This is a genomic window from Bacillus sp. GMa5/1 (assembly GCF_050172015.1).
Lineage (GTDB): Bacteria > Bacillota > Bacilli > Bacillales > Bacillaceae_G > Bacillus_A > Bacillus_A cereus.
In genome coordinates, this window is sequence record NZ_JBNLYC010000095.1 from 1 (window position 1) to 17,915 (window position 17,915).

Here is a 17,915-nt window from a genome sequence, read left to right on the forward strand (position 1 = left end):
TCAAACACCAGGAACAGTAAGACAAGGAGCAAATGAAGGAGGTCAAACACCAGGAACAGTAAGACAAGGAACAAGTGAAGGAAGTCAAACGGCAGGAACAATATCAAGCGGAAGTAGCCCGGCATCAATGGAAACATCAAGACCAGTGCCAAGTGGAGGAAGTCCGGCGCCAATGGAAACACCAAGATCAGTACCAAGTGGAGGAAGTCCGACACAAGTAGAAACACCAAGATCAGTACCAAGTGGAGGAAGTCCGACACAAGTAGAAACACCAAGATCAGTACCAAGTGGAGGAAGCCCGGCACCAATGGAAACATCAAGATCAGTACCAAGCGGAAGTAGCCCGACACAAGTAGAAACACCAAGATCAGTACCAAGTGGAGGAAGCCCGACACCAATGGAAACGCCAAGATCAGTACCAAGTGGAGGAAGCCCGGCACCAATGGAAACACCAAGATCAGCACCAAGTGGAAGTAGCCCGGCACCAATGGAAGCGCCAAAATCAGCACCAAGCGGAGGAAGCCCGGCATCAGCCGACATCGTAACGGTGACACATAGTAGCCCAATTATTCCTTATGAAAGTGATAAAGAAGTGGCAGCAAGTAGAGGTCAAGAAACACGGACATTAGGACAATATACAACCGAAAAAGTTAAAAATTCTACATCATCGGTGAAACAAAAGGTAAGAGGAGTGCAAGAGCGCATTCATAATTCGGAAACGGTACAGAATACAAAGCGTTTTTATCAGATGGGGCAAAACACGGGTAAAAGTTGGAGAGATATTGTAAACAAAAACAAAAATAAAAATAATACAGATAAAAAATAAGCGTAATCGTACGCTTATTTTTTATTGTCGAAAAGGAGGGAATCCCGATTAGAAGCTATCGGATTCCGAAGGAAATCAGTACAGAATTACGGATTAATAAAGTGCTTTATTTAATAGATTTCTTTTTATTAATTGGTTTATTAGTTGTAACAATGATTCTTAGGAACTTCGTACATGAGTCCTTTCAGTTACCATTTATTCTTTTCATGGTAGCTATTGCAATTATCATGATTTGGCGACCAAGTACGAATCCTCAAAAACGAATGTATGAAGTATTGATTATTACTTTGCTAAGAAGGAAAGGTGCATATTGCGCCATTGATAACGGTCAATAAGGGAGGGATCACATATGGCGTTATTCAGCGAAAAAGATGTAGAGAAAGAAGAGCCAAAACAACTAGAAAAACCGAAGAAAAATGCATTTCGATTTAACGAAAAAAACGTAAAAGAATCAATTTCTGAACCAAAAGAAATTGTGAAGGTGGTACCCAACAAAAAGAAAGAAGAAAAACCAAAGGTAGAACCAAAAGTAAAAAAACAGAAGAAAGAAAAGCCAAAGAAAGACCTTTTGAAAAAGAAAAATCCAAAAATGTTAGGTTTTTTATCTAGAAAAAAGAAAGAAGCGCCACCAAAGGTAAAGAAAAGTATTGCGGAAATTATGCAAATTGTAGACATGACGGAGGATGGCATATTTGAACTGAAAAATGAGGAGTTTTTAGAAATTCTTCAAGTCGAAGGTGACGATATGTTCTCTAAGAATAGCGATGAACAAGCATTTGTCATTTTCTCACATGCGTATTTTTATCAAGCCTACAAACAGTCCATTAAACTCGTTTTTTTAAACTTTCCATGTCAAACAACCGAACAACAACGTTATATAGAGAAGAAAATTAAAGAATGTACCAGTCCTTTGTATGAACGAATTTTAAATCAAAAGTTAAAAGAACTTCAGTTTTTAGAATGGGGCAGAACCAATCGTGAAGCCTTCTTATTTATTTATGGAGAAACGGAATTAATCGTAAAAGAACGTGTAGATGCAGCAAAGCGATATATCAAACGCTCTACTGAACTATTAGAGGTGGATGAAGAGAAAAAGTTAGAGCTTATGTTTAAATTGTTTAATCAAAATGCAAAATTAGGAACGAAAAATATATGGTAGTAAGGGGGCAACAATATGTTTGCGTTCAAGAGTAAAAAATCTAAAAAAGAAAAACAAGAGGAACTAAAAAAGAAGAAAGGTTACAACCCTTTTTTAGTGGCTAGAGTTCAGCCACAAGGGGGAATTAGTTTTAAAGAAAGTTATTTTCAAACAGGTGATGGATTAGGTACTTGCATTCATGTCTATGATTATCCAACAGAGGTAAATGATTTTTGGTTAGAGCAAATTATGAATATGCCGAATGTGATCACAACATTAGATGTCATGAGTGATAATCGAAATGAAGTTGTTGAATCGATTAATAAATCCATGAGTGAACAAAGTGTTCGGCATGATACAGCGAAGGATAATATAGATCGGATTGATGCGAAAAATGAATTTTTAGAGCTGGAAGCTCTCTATACGGATTTGAAACAAGGTGAGGTCATGAAACGTATTCACATTCGTATTTATGTTTCCGCTAGAACAATAGATGAGCTAGAAAAACAAGTAAAAGAAATCCTGGAAACATTAGAATCTTATAACTTTCGAGGAGCTGTTTTTTTAAATGAACAAGAGTATGAATGGGATGCACTCGTAACGAGCTTTGATACACAAAAAAATTATGTGAACCGAAGAAAAGGGAAAGAAATTCCGGCAGTCAGTTTGGCTGGTGGGTGTCCGTTTCATTATTCTTATTTGCATGATCCATACGGTACGTATTATGGAACAACGAAAACAAAAGGAAATGTTATTTTTGATATCTTCCATAAAGACAATCAAAGAAAGAGTTATAACGGTGTAATGATTGGGAAGTCTGGTGCGGGGAAATCAACATTGTTAAAAAAGAAAAGTGTTGATTATGCAAGTAAGGGTCATTTTGTTCGGATATTTGATGTTGTAGAAGAGTTTACAGATACAGTGAAAGAACTAGGAGGAAAGACCATCTCATTAGACGGTTCTCAAGGTCAAATTAACCCACTTCAAGTGTACAAAACAGCAGAACTTGAAGAAGTTAGTTTCACTCAACATCTATCTAAATTGACAATTTTTTATCGATTCATTGCGCCAGAAGCAAAAGATGATGAAATTAAAGAATATGAAAATTTGCTTCGTAAATTGTATATTCGTATGGGATTATGGAATGACGAAAAAGGGGCGAAAAATGAAATTACAACAAGAAAATCAAAAGAATATCCGATTTTCTCTGACTTTTTAATGTTTGTTCGTAAAGAATTATATCAAGATGTAGAAGCTAGAAAGCATCATGATAATTTAGGAGACAGTAGAATTCATCGTTTAGAATTAATTGAATTAAATCTTACAAATTTAGTAGAAGCATATGCAGAATTATTTGATGGTCATACTACAATTGAAGATTTCAAGAAAGAACAAGTTGTATCCTTTTCCTTACGGAATATATCCAGCTTTAAACCAGAAGTATTCCAGGCACAGATCTTTAATGTGTTAAATCTCCTTTGGGATGAAATGATTTCAAATGGTGCGCCTCAATTAAAAGCCTTTAACAAAAAGCAACTTGCTTTTGAAGATGTAACTCGTTATTTCATTATTATTGACGAGGCGCATCATATCATCAACACGAAAAAAGAAAGCGCTCATGCGCTACAATTTTTAACGAAACTTAGCCGAGAAGATCGAAAATACTTTGCAGGGCTTTTATATGCAAGTCACACGATTCGTGATTTTGTACCGGAAGGATCTTCGCAAGAAATGATTGATGAAATTAAAAAACTATTTGAACTTACACAGTACAAATTTATCATGCAGCAAGATAATAACAGTTTAGATATGTTACGAAAAGTATTTGCAGGACAGTTAAGTGAAAGTGAAATTGCAGCAATTCCACATTTACCAACCGGGGATGTCATTTTAAGTATTGGGGCTGTAAAAAACATTCATTTTCATGTAGAAGTAACAGACGAAGAATTGATGTTATTCGGGGGAGGTGCTTAATACCATGCATCTAGTTTTAAAGGTTATACCAAAGAAATGGCTCATCACTTTAGCGCTAATTGTGATGGGTCTTTTTTCTTTTCTTTTACTTGGAGTTATGAGTATTTTTATTGCGGCAATGGGTGGAGAAAGTGGAACAGACGCAGGTGATATTACGTATACAGGTGAAGGGCAAGTCATGAATGTTTCGCCCGAAGTTTTAAAATGGGAACCTACGATTCGGAAGCATGCGAAAGCTTTTGGCGTGGAACCGTTTGTCGCTTTAATGCTTGCTCAAATGATGCAGGAAAGCGGAGGCCGAGGTAGCGATCCGATGCAATCATCAGAGGGTGCTTTTAATACGAAATATTGTAAATCACCAAATTGTATTACTGATCCCGATTATAGCATTTGGGCTGGTGTACAGGAGTTTAAACATGCGATAGAAAGAGCCGGAGTAACGAGTCCAGGGGACATGGATCATATCAAAACAGCCCTTCAAGCATACAATTTTGGAACAGGATTTTTTGATTTTGTTGGCGCAAATGGTGGCAAGTATACGAAAGAGTTAGCAATTAAATTTTCACAACAACAGTATCAAAAAGTAAAACATACTGGCATGTATCATTGCCTTAGACCAGAAGCCGTACCATATCAAGCGTGCTATGGCGATATTTTGTACGTGGACGCAGTTTTAAAATATTATCAGCCGGGTTCTGTCGTTTCTGGTGGAGGAGGAAATCCAGGAAGTGGAGGCAGTAGTGGTTCAAAAGTTGCCGATGTAGGTCGCCAATGGATAGGGCGTTCTACCTATGTATTTGGTGGAGGACGTAACACAAATGACATCGCAAGAGGGATTTTTGATTGTTCAAGTTTTGTACGCTGGGCATTCGAACAAGTAGGGATGTATACCAGTCCGATAGGAGCTGTAAGTACGGAAACATTAAATAAAATCGGTACAAAAGTATCAGCAAATGATATGAAACCGGGTGACGTTATTTTCTTTGATACCTACAAACATGACGGACACGTTGGAATTGTAATTGATAAAAATACTTTCATTGGTTGCCAAACGAATAAAGGTGTTTCTATTGAAGATTTAAATAATCCGTATTGGAAAAAAGTCTTTTCTGGTCATGTAAGAAGGTTCTAAAAACCGAAGGAATGGGAGACTGAAAGAATGAAAGATAAACGAAAATTTTTGTTTATTGTGTTTGTCATTTTAGTTGTAGGTGTGACAGCTTTTAATATCTATTTGAGCAAAAAGTCAATGAGTGATGGCAAAGAAAAACAGTTAAAACTTTCAAATGAATTACTAACAAAACAAAATGAAGACTTAAAAAAACGACTAGATAAGGTGCTTCCTTCCGCACAGGAACAACAGAGAAGGGCATACTTATCGACAGCCGAAACATTTATACAATTATCATTTCACAGAGAAAAAGAAGGGTACAGTGAGCGAAAAGAAAAGGCAAAATCCATTATGAGCGAAGAACTTTTACAACAATTTTATCCAACTGATAAATACGAATTAGGAGATACGTATAAAACGAAACCAATAGAAATGAAGTTTTATTTACAAGAAAATGAACCCGATAAAGAGGAGGTAAATGTGTTAGCTGAATTTATAAATGTCACGACAGATTCAACGCAAAACCGAGAAGAAAAAGTAAACAATGTGTTACGAATCATCATGAAAAAAGATAAGGAAACATGGCGAGTTACAAGTGTGGAAGAGTTAAATATGAAAGTTTTATAACGAAAAAGGTGGGGTGAGAGTGTGATAGGTGCAATTGGTAAGAAGAGTGGAAGAATCAATCTAAGAAAAAATAAGTCGTGGATCTACCTAACAATTATCAGCTTTCTATTTTTTGGATTTTTCGCTTTCTTGACATCTAAAATTTACATGCCAAACGATGAAAAACTATTCCATACAGAGACAAATAAAGTAATTAAGTTGTCGGGTATGGGGAAGTTGATGGTAGAAAAAAGGGAATACAATCCACACAAAAACTTTATACAAATTTACTTTCGATTAGAAGGATATGAGGAAACAGGATATACATTTAAGGCACAGCAAAAAGCAAATCCAGGTGTTCAATTACCTGTCAAAGTATTGTACGAAGAGAACGGAAAATACGTTGTAGAAGTAAAAGACTTATCTCCGAATTGGGGAGCGTTAGCTTTCGATATTTACAATAAAAATGGTGAGAAAGAACAAATGGATATTCGTAAATTTACACAAGATGTTAACGAATCTGAAGAAGAAAATGCAGCAACAAAAAGTCCGAATAAATTAGTTCAGACGATTTTTACCGATCAAAGAAAAACAAAAGCAAATGATGAATTGTTAGCTGAAGATAAAAAAACATATGAGCTAGATTTTATAGAAAGAGACAAACAGGATATAGAAACAAAGATCAAGAATTACGGGAAAGCAATCAAACTAGAAGAAGAAAATGCGAAGACAGTTTATGAAAAAGTAAAAGAATTACAAGATGAAATGAAGTATCAAACGGAAGCAGAAAAAACGGAAACACAATCCAAAATAGCATCCTTAGAATCTAAAATAAAATCATCAGAAAAGAACGTGGAATTGTTTAAAGGGGAACAAAAAATTGCACGAGATAAGATCAAAAAATTAGAAGAAAAGGCACAAGAAAAGGCACAAGAAATTAATAAAAAGTGAAAAAAGATATAGGGACACAATGGAGACATTGAGGTGAAATAAAGGGACACGAAAGGGACACTAAGAAAAAATAACGGGACATGATGGAGACATTAATCAAAAAGATAGGGACGTAATGGGGACATTCAACTTCTTTCCTTGTTCCCATCGTTTTGCTAGGCTCCGCCTAGCTTCACACCTTAGGTGGGAACAAAAACCCCTTATGCTCTTCTCACTATTTTTTGATCTCTGCCCAGATTTGCAGAAAGGAGAGGGGAAAGTGGAAATCAGAATTAGAGAAGTAGATCCAATTGCCGTAAAGAAAATAGATGAAATTGCAAAGAGGAAAGGATTATCCCGGCAGAAATTTTTGAAAGACCAAATTGAAATGTTGGCATTTTTTCAGCAACAAAATAAAAGGGAAATGGAATTAGAAAATCTCATTGAAAAGAATATCCATATGATGAGTGATTGTTATAGCGCAATGGAAAAAATGAATGAGTTTATTCAAATGATGATACAGGATGTTGAAAATGAGTAGTGCCGTTCCTGTTCAGTCTTCCGTCACACCAGGTGTTGTTTTAAAAACGAAATTTGTGTTACCAGGTTCGAAAGCCTTTCAGAACTATGTTGATTATGTAGATCGGGAGGAAGCGAAAAGTGAAGTGAAGTTGAATCCGAAAATGTTTGAAACGTATCAAGACTATATGGGTAATTCAGAGAAGACATCGGCACTATTTACGGAACACGCAAATCGTTTAACAGAAAGTGAGAAAAAGTCCTTAAAGGAAATGTTTAAAACCGCTCATGAGAATGGAAGTATCATGTGGCAAGATGTCATTTCTTTTCATAATCCCTGGCTAGAGAAACAAGGAATTTATGATGAGAAAACAAAAACGTTGGATGAGAAAAAGTTAATGGATGTAACAAGGCTTATGATGAAGGAAATGCAAAAAAGAGAAGGGTTGGAAAAAAGCTCTATTTGGTCGGCAGCCATTCATTTTAATACGGATAATATTCATATTCATGTAGCAACTGTTGAACCATTTCCAACGAGAGAACGTGGTAAAAGAAAACCAAAAACATTAGATGCGATGAAGGGGAAAGTCATAAATAATCTGTTAGATCGTAAGCAGGAGCAAAAACAAATTAATGATCTGATTCGAAATAATATGGTGGGAAAGAAAAAAGTGGATTCCGTTTTTGACTGGCGTAATCAACATTTGAAACCACTGTTTTTAAGAATTTATAAACAGTTACCAAGCGATAAAAGACAGTGGCAATATAGCTACAATACAATTCAATCATTGAAGCCGGAAATTGATGAATTAAGCAGTCGATATATTCAACATCATCATAAAAAAGATTACGATCAATTTCTCCAAAAGTTAGATAAAGAAGTCCAAGTTTTTAAAGAAGCATATGGGGAAGGAAAGTATGATAAGAAGCAATATGAAAATTACAAGACGAATAAAATTAATGACTTGTATAAAAGAATGGGTAACGCCTTTTTACAAGAAATGAAGGCATATGATAAAGAACAAAAGAGAATACATCATTTGAAAAAATCAAAGCCGTTTCAAAGATTCCAACAGAATGTATCTATTCAGTATTCTATGAGGAAAGTGGAACGAGCTTTTAAAAGTGAATATGAAAGTTGGAAGAACCAAAAGTATTATGAGCGTATGCAAAGGGAAAGTGCCTATGAAAATGAAAGGGGTTAGATCATGGGTAATGAAAAAATTCGAATGAAATTATCGTTGAGTGAAGATGTGCATCAATACATTCAAGACTATATGGATGAAAATAATATTACACATCCAGGGGATGCTATATCGAAAATTTGTATGGAGCATCAAGCATCAAAAACTTCAGAATGGTCATTGAATTATATTTCTGAAGTTGTAACAAAAAACTTACACGATGTGTTGAAAAGTGAACTAACAAAAATTCGTCTTGGTGCAAATAGTGCGGATAGAAATACGCAAATTTTAATTGAGCTATTAAATGGTTATTTCTTTTTAGAGGGCGTAGATAGCCTTATTACGACTGATAAACAAGAGATGGGGAGTGTGAAGATAGCAAAAGAAGTCGTAGCGGAACGGATTAGTCATGCAAGACAAAAACGTATAGATCATGAGGCATCAAAGAACAATGTAACGTAAGCTACATTGTTCTTTTTTATAAAAAAATAGGAGGTTAGTAAGATGTTATTATTTCATGAGGATATTGCATTAGGAGTCATTAAAGAGGTTGGAGAAGGTGAACTTGTTTTACTAGTAAAAGATGAAGAACTAACAATCAAAATTACACGAGAACAAGAGGAAGAGCTTGCAGTCCATGTCATGAATCAAGAAAATATGTTAGTTCCGGTTAATGTAAAAACTCATGAGCTTTTCTTTGATACAGCTGAGAGATGGAATGAAGAAGAAATGGAGGAATTACAAAAAGCGAGTGAAAGAGTAGGAGAAGATCATGAGTAAAAGTTATAAGAAAAAGTATCAAACGAAATCACCAGAAGAAAAGAAAGAAGCAGTGCAAGCTTTAACAAAAAAGATGGAAAAAAGCGTAGAAGGTTATTTTCGTACACCGGAAGATTTAAAAGAGTATTTAACTTTTATGGCAAAGTTTTATTACTATTCACCATCTAATATTTCATTAATACAGAGTCAATTCCAGGGAGCCAGTGCAGTTGGTTCCTTTTCTTTTTGGAAAGAAAAAGGATTTCCGGTTAAGAAGGGTGAGAAAGGAATAAAAATCCTTGTTCCAAACCGAACTGTAGCAAAATTTAAGGACAAAGAAGGCGCTTGGAAAACAGTAACTAAAGCAAATGAGCAAGAGAAAAAACAAATTGAATCTAAAAGCATAGAAGTGAAACCAGGTCGCTTATATTTTGCTGTCGGTCATGTGTTTGATGTATCCAAAACAAACGCAAAAGCGGAAGATCTTCCTCGTATTTTTCCGAATCGTTGGCTAGAAGGGAGCGTTACAGATTACCAGAGTTTGTACAAGGGAATGGAAGCCATTGCGGAAAAAAACTTAGTGAAAATTATTGCACCAAAATCAGAGTTGGGCGTTGCAAAGGGTGTAAGTTACCCCTTAACAAAAGAGGTCGCTTTGAATCCACGAAATAGTGAATTACAAAATGTAAAAACTCTTCTTCATGAATTGGCACATGCCAAACTTCATACCGCAGAGACGCATATGAATTACACAGCGCCAGAAAAAGAGTTCCAAGCAGAAATGACAGCTTATGCCGTTTCTTCTTATTTTGGGATTGATACGAGCGAATATTCGTTAGGATATTTAGCGAGCTGGACACAAGGAAAAGAAATGAAAGATAAAACGAAGTTGTTGAAAGAAGTACATGAAACTTCGATTGAATTTATTGAGACAATTGAAAACACATTAGAAAAGGAAAAAGAACAAATAAATGAAAAAGAGGTGGAAAGTATGGCAAATAAAAATGAAAAACAGGACGAAAAAAATATTTTATTGGTGGAATTTATGAGTTTAAGTAACACGACACAAGAGCTTGTTTCTGTTACGGAGTTAAGGGAACAAGCGGATAGAAACCGAGCGTTTGAGCCCATAGAAGGCGCAGAAAAATTGAGTGATAAAGAATTTATTGATGCATTTAACGTGGCAAATCAAGAGAAGTATGCAGCATTAAATCAGGATGAAATTACTCGTCCAACTATGTTAATTCAATGGAGCGAAAACGAAAATTTTAAGGGTAGTCAGTTGATTCCATTTGGAGAGGCCAATGAAAAAATGGCTGAAGTCATTAAAAATATTGAAAAAGCAAAAGAGGAAGCAAGAGAAAGGGATGAATACGTACCATATGATAAAACTCGTTATCATATTGCCATTCCAAAAGAAGTAGATAGAGATTTTGGGAGAATGGAGCTTGTGAGTATGGATCGTTTGGATATGGGGGATGGGGACTACAAGACACCATATGAACAAGTATTAAACGAGAAAAGGTATCTATCGGATGAAGTGAAACAAGCGTTACGAGATGAAGTGATGAATTATAGAAATAGCAAAGAAATACCGATGGAAAAAGCACAGAAAAGTACATTGGAAAAAGCAAAAGAGACACCTAATCACTTAGTTACAATTGAAGTATTAGCAAACAGTATACAAGATGAAGAGCAGGCAAGAATCCACATGATGGATGCCATTACGAAAGATATAAATTATTTGTCTGTATGGAATCAAGATAAAACAGATCGGGACGATTTATATGTTTCCCTCATGGAAAAGAACGGGAAACGAGAAAATGTGTATCTAGATAACATTTTGAAACCAGATTTATATGAAAAGGTTCAAAGCTCTATATTTGATGGAAGAGGAAATTTGTCATTTGTTGTTTATGAAAAAGATGCAAATATGAGTCTAGATGAAATCGTAAAAGATGAACGATATGGACTCTTAGTTGATAAAGCGGAGGGACAAAAAGATTACTCATTTAATGAAAAGGAAGTGGAATTGTATAAAGAAATGAAAAAGGAAGGATATGCACCTATTGTCTCTTTAGATCAACAAATTCAACCTTCAAAAGAAAAAGAATCGACTACATTAGATAAGGACTTAAGCCGAAAATTCGAAGCATACAGACGTTCACAATATGAAGAAACACCAGATAATATTGATAGTATTGTCACTCGTGTAAAAGCTGAAGAGCGGTATTATACAACGAAATATGTTTCGATCGATAATGAGCTGGTAAGCCAGGAACACGTAGTAAAATTAGAAAATCAGGTGGATGAGAAGCTTGGAAAGGAAGGAATAACAGTGAATCAGTCTACAACTTCAAAGGAAATGGATTTTGATAAAAAGTTTCAGCCATTGAATGGAAAAAAACGAATGATAAAGAAAAAGATAAGGAAATAGATCCTGGGAATGTAGATCAGTTGAAAACTACAAAGAAATCAGGTAGAAAAAGAGAAACAATGGAAATGGAACGATGAAAAATTTTATAACAGTAAAAGCAGATTAAATCATTTTTTGTTACTCAATTGAGATAACGGAGAGTGATTTTTTTATATCTAAAAATGAAAGAGGGTAAAAGGAAAAGCCCTCTTTCTTATTTATAGAACGAAAGGAGAGAATGCCATGAATGGATGGCTGTTTGCGGGCTGTATGTTCCTTGTAGCTGTCTTTTTGAACACATTGTTATTATTTTGGTCACGAAATGATGAAAAAGCGGAGAAATAAGAAATGGAAGCGTGAAACTGAAATTGTAGATTAATAGGAGGTACTACGTATGGGAAAAACATTATTTATTGCAGAAAAGCCGAAGGTAGCTGTTGAATTATTAAAATCACCTAGATTTAAAAACTCAAAAAGATATCCAGGGAGCAAGCCTTATTATGGTTACTATGAAAATGAAAATTACATTATTAGTTGGTGCCGGGGGCATTTATTAGAGCTAAAACATCCGGAAGAAATGGATGAGCGATACAAAGAATTCAAATTTGATCACTTGCCAATTATTTTAGAGCCGGAATATAAAGCGAAATCGGATAGTCTTGAACAAATTCAAATATTAGTTAAGCTGTTAAATCGTCCCGATGTAGATCATGTGGTCAACTCCTGTGATGCAGATAGAGAGGGTGAGCTTATCTATCGAGAAATATATGAACATGCAGGTGTGAACAAGCGAGAATCCCGTCTTTTTATCTCTTCCTATGAAGCCGCAGAATTAGAAGGAGCATTAAACCGATTAGAACCAGGAACAGACTATGACGGGCTTGCAAAGTCGGCTAAAGCAAGGCAATACCTGGATTATATTCTAGGGATTAACGTTACAAGAGGATGTACATCCAAACTAGCAAAAAATCAATTTTTATTGGCTTCTGGTCGTGTTCAAATGTGTATCTTGAATGAAATCCGTCAGAGGGAAATCGCTATCCAAAATTATAAAGAACAAACCTATTACAATTTGAAGCTACTAACGGAAAACGGTTTATCACCAGTAATGAAAACAGAAGAACAACTGATAGATCCATCGCCACTACAAAAGCTTGGAGGTAGCTTGAAAGAAACGAATGTAATCGTAACGGAATTTAAAGAGAGTACGAGAAAAAAGAAACCAAAATTATTATATAACTTAACGGATATCTACAAAGATGCTCACGCCAAACTGAAGATAAATGCGGAAACAGCAAAAAAACACATTCAGAGTTTGTATGAAGAAGGCTTTATTACTTATCCTCGTTCTTCATCCAGGCATTTACCTACTGAGCAAGTGGAACGAGTGAAGGAAGTAATGGCAGCATTGGAAAAGAGCGCCTATGCAAATCTCGTACAACAAGTGGTTCCATCTTCTATTACGAAAAAACATACTACTTTTAATGATGAGTTAGTCAGCAGTCACTTTGCCATCATCCCAACAAAAAAATTATATGTCGGGACCAACCGAAATCCATTAGAAAAACAGTTATATGACTTAATTGTAAAACGATTTATCGGGAATTTTATGAAACCAGCAATCTACCTGGTAAGAGAAGTACATTTTATAGATCAAGAGGGCAATACCTACAGTACAAAAGAAAAGATCCTACAAGAGAAAGGGTTTCTAAGCGTGTTTCAAGAGGATATAGAAGAAGGTTCAGTTGAAGCATTTCAGATACCTATTTTACGAGAAGGAGATTCTTTCAGAATCGTTCAGTATGACTTGATTGAGTTTCGAACAAAGAAACCAGCCTATCATACGGAAAGTTCCATTTTAACCTTTATGGAAACGGCAGGATGTAAATTAGATGATGAACATTTGAAAGAACTTATGAAAGGAAAACGGATTGGGACAGTCGCAACGGAAGAAACGTTTATTCCAAAACTGTTAGAGCGAAGCTATATTGATGTTACTAACAGTCAGATTCGAACTACTAATATTGGTCGTGCGTTTATAGATGCTTTTCCGGTAGATGAAATCAAAAATCCAGCTTATACGGCTGAAATGGAAGGGATGATCTACATGATCGAAAAGAATGAAATGAAATATGAGGAATTTGTAGAGAAAACGAATACGTTTGTAAAAGACACAGTGGAACAATTAGGCGCAATGGATGATAAAGTGTCGGATAGCATTATTAATACCTGGAATCAGCAGATTGAGGTGTGCAAATGCCCTTGTAGAAAAGGAAAAATCCTTCATAAAGGAAACTTTTACGGGTGCAGTAATTATCCGGAATGTGAAATCTCCTTACCGAAAAAAATTAAAGAAAAAGCGATTCCGGAAGCGCAAGCGAAAAAGCTGTTCGAGGATAAGAAAACAGATCTTTTAAAAGGATTTAAGTCCAATGAGAAGGAGTTTTCCGCTTATCTCGTGTTACATGAAGGAAAAGTTAAATTTCAGTTCCCAACACAAGAGGAGCTGTCATTTGGTAAATGTCCAAAATGTAAAAAAGGGGATATGCTTCATCGTAAAACATTTTATGGATGCACAGAGCATAAAAACGGATGTGATTTTATGTTACCAGCCAAAATGAAAGGGAAAGCAATCCCTGGCAATCAAATGAAGAAGCTACTTCAGTATAAAACAACGGATTTTATCAACGGCTTTCAAGGAGAAAAGGGAGAATTTACAGCAGCTATCTATATGGAAGCGGACGGAAGTTTGAAATTCCGTTTTCCAACGACTGAAGATCGTACCATTGGTAAATGTCCATTGTGTAAGAGTAGGGTTCTTGTAGGGAAAAGTAACTATTTATGTGAGAAATACAAAAAAGGCTGTGACTTCATTATTTTTGGTACATTCTCTGGTAAAAATTTAAGTAGTAACCATGTGAAAAAGTTATTAGAAAAGAATGTGACAGATCAGATTAAAGGGTTTATCTCAAATAAAAACGGGAAGAAATTTGACGCTCGTTTATCATACAGCGTACAGGAGAAGCGATTAAAATTCTTATTCGGCAAATAAAAATGAAATGTAACAACTATAAGTAGCAAAAGAGGACTAGGAAACGGAATAGTCCTCTTTTTTATTTCATTTTATAGAGTAAAGGGGGGATTCCGTAATGGCATATGTCAGTGCGGAGGATGCGATGAAAGCAAGAAAAGTTGACTTGATTTCATATCTGGAAGCAAAAGGAGAAACGTTTAAGAAAGAAGGAAATTATTATCGTCATACGGAACATGACAGTCTCATCATTAAAGGAAACCAGTACGCCTGGAATAGTCGAGGGGAAAAAGGATATGGAGCGATTAGCTTTGCGATGATGTACTATGATATGACATTCCCACAAGCCGTAATGGACATTCAGAAGGGGGACTACAAAGAGTTTGATCGTTCAAAAGCTGAAGAAGAGCGTAAAAAAGAGCAGCAACCATTTAGTTATCCCAAACACCTGGAAGTAAATAAGCAAACAGAGATTAAAGAATATCTGGTTAATGAACGGAAAATAGATCCTCGCTTGGTGAATTGGCTGATAAAAAAGGATCTCATCGCCCAGGATAAGAAAAACAATGTGGTGTTTAAATGGAGAGAAGAAGGAGGCAAAGGACAAGTCATTGGTATGAACCGTCAAGGTACAGTAAAAATGGAGAATAAAAGAGGAAGCTTTAAGCAAATTGTACCGAATTATGAAAAAATCAATGCCGGTTTTACGGTTGATGTCGGTAAACCGGATAAGATTTATTTTTATGAAGATCCAATCGACATGTTATCTCATTGGAGCATTAAACAAAATAATATCCAAAACGCTCGTCTGGTTTCTATGCATGGATTGAAGTCAAAAACAGTGATTCAATCTTTAATGGATGCGAAAAAAGAAGGGCACGATATTAAAGAGGTCATCATGGCAGTTGATAATGATAAGGCTGGGAAAGACTTCATTCAGACAATGAAATGCTTTGTCGATTTTAAAGAGGATATTCCAACGAATGAAAAAGATTGGAATGATGTTCGTAAGAAACAAGTGAGTGAGCAACAGGCAAAAGAAACAGCCCAACCAAAGAAAATGAAACCAATTAAAGAGGTGGAGCGAAGTGTCTAATCTACCAGAAATGCCAAACATATTACAAATTTTGATGTATGGTTTTATCCTTTATGTTCTTTTTCGTATTTGTAAATTCATGTACCGGAAGATCCAGGAGCGAAGAATATTAAAGCGAATGGCTAAGTCTGGTATTCGCTATATAGACAAAATGGACGGACATCAATTCGAGGTATACCTAAAAGCTCTCTTTCGAGAGTTGGGTTATTCTCCAACAGTTACAAAGCAGTCAAATGATTTCGGAGCGGATTTGGTATTGAAGGGGAAGAATCGTATTGTCATCCAGGCGAAACGCTACGGGATGAAAAATAGAGTCGGCATCAGTGCCGTACAAGAGATATATGCAGCACAAGCCTATTACAAAGCACAAGAGGGCTGGGTTGTAACAAACAGTGTATATACAAGACAAGCGAAAGAATTAGCGGAGGCATGCCATGTAAAACTTATAGATCGTGTAGAACTTCAGAAATTGATTAATAAAATTAATCCCGAATATTCGGCTGAAGATGTGTATCAAGGGGTAAAACCTGCAGAACGGAAATGTCCCACATGTAAACATGATTTAGTCGTTCGAAATTCGAATAAAACAGGTAATAAGTTTTTTGGCTGTTCACAATATCCCACATGTACACATACGGAACCAATTAATTTATGAGCTGTGATGAAAATCCGGCTCTTTTTTTATTTGTTTAAAGAATACATGAAAAAAATCAGTTTAACTAAAAAATGACCCTTCAGATTTGCTTGTATGAGGTTTTGAAGGAGTTATCAATATAATAAGTCGTATTTGTTGTAAAAACGCATGTAAAGAGAGAAAGGGAATTTATATGCGTTTTTAGGTTTTTTAGGAAAAATAAAAAGGGTAGCCATTATTTACGACTTAACCCTTTGTCTACGATTTGACGAATTGCTTCGTTTCGGTTCTTCAGCTTATTTTCATGCCAATAATTTTCTATTTGTTCTACTTGTTCTTTTGTAAAAGTAACTAAAATTTGAGTGTACTTGTCTTTGTTAACAGCCATATTACAACCTCCTCTATAAAAAACATTATAAGTTATATAACTTTATTGAGGAGGTTATTACATGGAACGGAAAGTTAAAAAGATGATGGCTGATCTTCAATTTATTATGAATCATGGTCAAATCAGTGTAGATTTTATGGATCAAGGATATAAAAGAATGCTTTTTAGTGCATTAGAAGCTACGGGAGAACAGTTTAATGTTCATACCAATGAACATAATGAAACAACCTTGTTCTTAGAGTTAATTTAGTAAATTTACGCAATGAGGAGCTGTTAATGATGGAACAGTTAACTATTTTTGACGTAATGGATGAAACTAAAAATAAGCTTTATGAGGTATTAGAGAAAAATGAATTAAATTATAAAATTCATAAATACTATTTATATTCGAATTATGAAGGGGCTGTTCAGTATTACTATATAAGAACAACTGATAATACAATTATTGATTTATGTCTCTCGGATTTTCCAGAAATCTTCGCTGTCCATGAAGGATTTAGCGATAAACAAATTAGAAAGATTTATAACTGGAACTTATAAGCTATATAAATAACAAATTTAATTATTGGAGGAATGAGACATGAAAATTGGTGTATCTGAGTGGAAAGCATTGAAAAGAGAGACAAAGTTAAAGCTATTGCGCTATGCGATGTTAGAAAGTAAGTATAAGTATGCAAAATAAAAGCTCTTTATTTGCAAAAGCAAACAAAGAGCAAAAGTCTGAGTGACCGTAGATGAAAGAAATTGACTGATTTCTTTCATATTTATTTTAACATATATAAAGATATCAAGAAAAGTGGCATGTAGAATTGATGAAGGTCGTATTTCCTTTCAGCAAGGGTTTAAAGAATTTCTTATAATGATGGTCTGTTTTTGGTTCATTATGTTTCTCATGTATGGTGAAAGCCTGTTACAATAGAATGGAGTCGAAAGTCTAAATACCCTTAGGTAGCTCTCATAGGTGTAAGATCTATGGGGGCTTTTATAACAAGGAAATATAAAATTTCACGTACCATAATGTTTAATAAAAAATAAAACACATAATCAATAGTCTACATTTAATTTTGTGCTTAATTAATCCGCTTAATGGATTCGGTCTCGTCTGTTTTGGATACTATCTTATGTGAAATGGCGATATTATTTTTATATTGGATAGATTTCTTGTGGAATATGTACCTAGAGCCGTATTTCAATTTAAATATGATAGTATTACACTTAGTGTTGGTTTGTAATTAAGTCACGAAGTTTTGAAAAAAGTTTTATTGCAGATCTATAAAATAGTTGTCGCTAAAGATGGTGTGAA

At 35.1% G+C, this 17,915-nt stretch carries 16 protein-coding genes and 2 pseudogenes; 17 read left to right on the plus strand and 1 reads right to left on the minus strand.

Annotated features, from left to right (window positions below):
* The 15 genes and pseudogenes from ACQGSG_RS19355 to ACQGSG_RS19425 all read left to right on the plus strand — a co-directional run.
* Positions 1-826, plus strand: a pseudogene (locus ACQGSG_RS19355) (pLS20_p028 family conjugation system transmembrane protein); the annotation flags it as partial.
* Between the two features lie 47 nt (positions 827-873).
* Positions 874-1,161 carry a DUF5592 family protein gene (locus ACQGSG_RS19360; RefSeq protein WP_426947857.1) on the plus strand — a complete coding sequence of 96 codons (288 nt, stop codon included), beginning with the start codon at positions 874-876 and terminating at the stop codon, positions 1,159-1,161.
* Between the two features lie 14 nt (positions 1,162-1,175).
* Positions 1,176-1,985, plus strand: a complete 810-nt coding sequence (locus ACQGSG_RS19365; RefSeq protein ID WP_426947840.1) for a hypothetical protein — start codon at positions 1,176-1,178, stop codon at positions 1,983-1,985.
* A 15-nt stretch (positions 1,986-2,000) separates the two neighbouring features.
* Positions 2,001-3,938, plus strand: coding sequence for a VirB4 family type IV secretion system protein (locus ACQGSG_RS19370; protein WP_012263720.1), 1,938 nt, complete (start codon positions 2,001-2,003; stop codon positions 3,936-3,938).
* 4 nt (positions 3,939-3,942) lie between these two features.
* Positions 3,943-5,070, plus strand: coding sequence for a bifunctional lytic transglycosylase/C40 family peptidase (locus tag ACQGSG_RS19375; protein WP_098161877.1), 1,128 nt, complete (start codon positions 3,943-3,945; stop codon positions 5,068-5,070).
* A gap of 27 nt (positions 5,071-5,097) precedes the next feature.
* Positions 5,098-5,676, plus strand: a complete 579-nt coding sequence (locus tag ACQGSG_RS19380) for a hypothetical protein (protein WP_000653474.1) — start codon at positions 5,098-5,100, stop codon at positions 5,674-5,676.
* A gap of 21 nt (positions 5,677-5,697) precedes the next feature.
* Positions 5,698-6,606 (plus strand): hypothetical protein, encoded by a 909-nt coding sequence (locus ACQGSG_RS19385; protein WP_426947842.1) that lies wholly within the window; start codon positions 5,698-5,700, stop codon positions 6,604-6,606.
* 259 nt (positions 6,607-6,865) lie between these two features.
* Positions 6,866-7,126, plus strand: a complete 261-nt coding sequence (locus ACQGSG_RS19390) for a hypothetical protein (protein WP_426947843.1) — start codon at positions 6,866-6,868, stop codon at positions 7,124-7,126.
* Positions 7,119-8,309, plus strand: coding sequence for a MobP2 family relaxase (gene mobP2, locus ACQGSG_RS19395; protein WP_426947845.1), 1,191 nt, complete (start codon positions 7,119-7,121; stop codon positions 8,307-8,309). Before ACQGSG_RS19390 ends, mobP2 begins: the two co-directional genes overlap by 8 nt.
* A 3-nt stretch (positions 8,310-8,312) precedes the next feature.
* Positions 8,313-8,750, plus strand: a complete 438-nt coding sequence (locus ACQGSG_RS19400) for a hypothetical protein (RefSeq protein ID WP_426947847.1) — start codon at positions 8,313-8,315, stop codon at positions 8,748-8,750.
* Between the two features lie 42 nt (positions 8,751-8,792).
* The gene (locus ACQGSG_RS19405) at positions 8,793-9,068 is read left to right on the plus strand and encodes a hypothetical protein (RefSeq protein ID WP_098379997.1); all 276 of its coding nucleotides are present in this window, start codon (positions 8,793-8,795) and stop codon (positions 9,066-9,068) included.
* Positions 9,061-11,561 (plus strand): annotated as a pseudogene (locus tag ACQGSG_RS19410) (LPD25 domain-containing protein). Before ACQGSG_RS19405 ends, ACQGSG_RS19410 begins: the two are co-directional and overlap by 8 nt.
* Positions 11,562-11,857: 296 nt before the next feature.
* Positions 11,858-14,515 carry a DNA topoisomerase gene (locus ACQGSG_RS19415; RefSeq protein WP_426947849.1) on the plus strand — a complete coding sequence of 886 codons (2,658 nt, stop codon included), beginning with the start codon at positions 11,858-11,860 and terminating at the stop codon, positions 14,513-14,515.
* Positions 14,516-14,612: 97 nt separating this feature from the next.
* On the plus strand, positions 14,613-15,590 hold the full coding sequence (locus ACQGSG_RS19420; RefSeq protein ID WP_426947851.1) for a DUF3991 domain-containing protein: 978 nt from the start codon (positions 14,613-14,615) through the stop codon (positions 15,588-15,590).
* The gene (locus tag ACQGSG_RS19425; protein WP_426947853.1) at positions 15,583-16,245 is read left to right on the plus strand and encodes a restriction endonuclease; all 663 of its coding nucleotides are present in this window, start codon (positions 15,583-15,585) and stop codon (positions 16,243-16,245) included. Before ACQGSG_RS19420 ends, ACQGSG_RS19425 begins: the two co-directional genes overlap by 8 nt.
* Positions 16,246-16,459: 214 nt before the next feature.
* On the opposite strand, the gene ACQGSG_RS19430 is transcribed toward ACQGSG_RS19425, so the two are convergent.
* Positions 16,460-16,612, minus strand: a complete 153-nt coding sequence (locus ACQGSG_RS19430) for a hypothetical protein (protein ID WP_000290205.1) — start codon at positions 16,610-16,612, stop codon at positions 16,460-16,462.
* A 61-nt stretch (positions 16,613-16,673) separates the two neighbouring features.
* On the opposite strand from ACQGSG_RS19430, the gene ACQGSG_RS19435 reads away from it, so the two are divergent.
* Both ACQGSG_RS19435 and ACQGSG_RS19440 read left to right on the plus strand, forming a co-directional pair.
* Positions 16,674-16,862 (plus strand): hypothetical protein, encoded by a 189-nt coding sequence (locus ACQGSG_RS19435; RefSeq protein ID WP_426947855.1) that lies wholly within the window; start codon positions 16,674-16,676, stop codon positions 16,860-16,862.
* Between the two features lie 26 nt (positions 16,863-16,888).
* Positions 16,889-17,152 carry a hypothetical protein gene (locus tag ACQGSG_RS19440; RefSeq protein WP_088083314.1) on the plus strand — a complete coding sequence of 88 codons (264 nt, stop codon included), beginning with the start codon at positions 16,889-16,891 and terminating at the stop codon, positions 17,150-17,152.
* Positions 17,153-17,915: the final 763 nt, after the last annotated feature.